The sequence below is a fragment of the bacterium genome (assembly GCA_024226335.1).
Classification (GTDB): domain Bacteria; phylum Myxococcota_A; class UBA9160; order SZUA-336; family SZUA-336; genus JAAELY01.
Genome location: JAAELY010000023.1, coordinates 1 through 2,558, shown reverse-complemented (window position 1 = coordinate 2,558; position 2,558 = coordinate 1). Strand labels below are relative to the sequence as shown.

Annotated in this window: 2 protein-coding genes; both read right to left on the bottom strand. The window is 60.4% G+C overall.

Annotated features, from left to right (window positions below):
* Nucleotides 1-1,727, bottom strand: a 1,727-nt coding sequence (locus GY725_00850) for a hypothetical protein (protein MCP4002718.1), incomplete at its 3' end; no start/stop codon positions are given.
* 54 nt (nt 1,728-1,781) lie between these two features.
* Nucleotides 1,782-2,558: sulfatase-like hydrolase/transferase (locus GY725_00845; protein ID MCP4002717.1), on the bottom strand; the 777-nt coding region annotated here is incomplete at its 5' end.

The following is a 2,558-nucleotide window of genomic DNA, read 5'->3' as shown; positions in this document are numbered from 1 at the left end:
TAGTATTCAGACTGCCCGGTGCCGTCCGGGTTCATATGAAAGAGGAGGCGCGAGAAATAGTGTGCTGTGTCCGAGTACTCCCAGCGCGTGTACAGCAGCTGGCCGTTGTTGAGCACCGTCGGACACCAGCTATGGTCCTGGTCGAAACAGAGCCGGCGCATGTTCTGGCCGTCTGCGTCCATGAGGTAGAGATTAGCGACCGCATCCTTTCCGCCCACACACGGGATTCCCTGGAAGACGCGTGTCGAGTCGAACACGATCTTGCCATTGGGCAGGTAGCAGGCGTCGTAATTGTCCACGTCCGCATATTCGCCCGGCGTCACCTGGCGCAGGCCGGTGCCGTCGGCGCGCATCTCCCAGATCTGCCAGCGGTTGTGGCTGCCGATCATCGAGAACAGCATCTTCTCTCCGCCGAAATCCAGATCGACATCGGCCACCATCCTCGACGTCTCCGGCTTGAACAGCGTCGTCAGCCCATCCTCCGGCCGTAGCGGGTTGAGGAGGGCAATCTCATTGTCGTAGCCTTTGCGGGGCAAGGCGCAATTGCCCTGCCAATTGCGCGGCAGGCCCAGCAGGTCCGCGCTCCGCTTGATGAGGAGGATGCGGTCGAAATCGAAGAGCGGGTTCGCCAGGAGCGCTTCCCGTTCGAGGGCCAGCAGCGCGTCGACGTCCTCGACCCCCTGGGGATTCCCGTCCGCGAGAGCTGCGCGCATTCCGGGCAGACACTGCTCGAAGACCTCTAAGCTCTGCAAGTAGACGGCTGCCTCGGTGTATTGCCCGGGGAAGCTCTCCGAGAGATCGTCGATGGCGCGCCGCAACGCCGCTACGTTCACCCGGTCGAGTTCCGATGCGGCCTGCCGGAAGCGGCACGCCGTAACGTATAGATCGAGCCAACGCGAATCGTCTGCCGCCCCGGCAACCTGCGACGCCTTGTCGAGCTTCTTCCGCAATCCTTCGCCCGCGTCGCGCGCCGCATTCCGGATCATTGCCAGGCTCAGTTCCGTGTCATCTCCAGCGCGCAGCCATCTGCGGTAGCCCTGCCAGCCGAGATCCCTTTCCATCCAACCGGCTTCAACGGGGAAGTCCTCCAGCATTTGGTGTCCGAATGCGCCGGCTGGGTCGCCGGGCTGTCCGAAATGAAAGCGCCGCAGTTTCCATACGGTCTCGAACTTCAGAACGAGGTGGTTCTCGCCGCGTTTCAGTTCGAGCACAACCCGCTCTGGCTTGCCCGCCTCGTCAGGTTCGCGTGACAGCAACCTGCTTCCATTGAGCCACACCTCGACGGGACTGTCGGTACCGATCTCAGCTTCGAATCGCAGCGGCCTCGCTGTGGTCACAGTCCGATAGAGAACGACGGCGCCGTTCGCGATGGGGACCGTCAACTCATGCACCGCTCCGTCGACCCAGTCCACGCGCTCTTGCCACAAGAGCCCGCCTTTGGCGCCCGTGGCTTTCAGGTCGACCTTTTGCGTGAGGATGGTCTGCGGAAACCCGTTTCTCCTGTGAAAACCTACCGCGTACCACGGTCCCAACGCGACGTCCGGGTCGGCCAGCCATGCTTCGTAGCGCGCGCGCGATGCCAGCATCGTCTCCGCCCAGGTGGCCTTTTGGACGTAGACATCGGGTTCGTTCGCCGCGCGTTCCTCCGCCGCCCACGACGCCTCGGCGACCAAACAGAACACTGCCGCCACGAGAGTAGTTGTGAGCAAGTTGCGCCTATTGAACATGGTCTTGATTCCGCCCGCCTTGAGCATCTGGGTAAATGTTGAACCGGTTCATTTTCAGTGCCAATCCGGCGCCTCTGCCATTACGCTCGCGTTGATCTCGAGTAACTGGCGTTTGAGACGAGCGAAGATCTCGGGATGCTGATCCGATACATCGATTCTCTGCGCGGGATCTTCCGCTAGATCAAACAACTGGAACCGATGGTAGTTGCCTGACTTGAGGACAGGGATCCACGATTCCTGAAACACGTTCAACCGCATGAATTTGCTGCGCAGTCGCTCGGCGTCCTTGTTCTTGAACACCTTGTAGAAATAGTCGGTCCTCTCAACCCAAGGGACAAGCTCTGGGCTGTTAGCTTTCCTCAAGACTTCTTCGATTTCCTTCTCCACCTGGACGATGGCTGCCCTGTCCCTCGGAAACACGTAATCGCGATACGCAACCATCGAGTAGTTGCCGTCTCGGATTGCCAGGGACGGGTTCCCCGGCAGATGCCAGTAGAGCGGCTGGCGCCGAGCAAACTTGTTGCTATGGCCGATCAGCAACGGCAAGATATCCGAACCGTCGAGATGGACGCCCTCAGGTTCATCGATGCCGAGGAGGCCACAGACTGTCGGCAGCAGATCGACGACTCCAGCCGGTTCGTGCTCGACATGCCCGCCCTTGATGGTCCCCGGCCAATACAAGATCCCGGGGACTCGGATGCCGCCTTCGAAATTGGAGCCCTTTCTGCCACGGAGGTTTCCGTTGCGATCATCGCGATAGCTACCGTTGTCGGATGTGTAGAAGACCAGAGTGTTCTCGAGCGAATCGACTTCCTTCAACTTGTCGAGCAG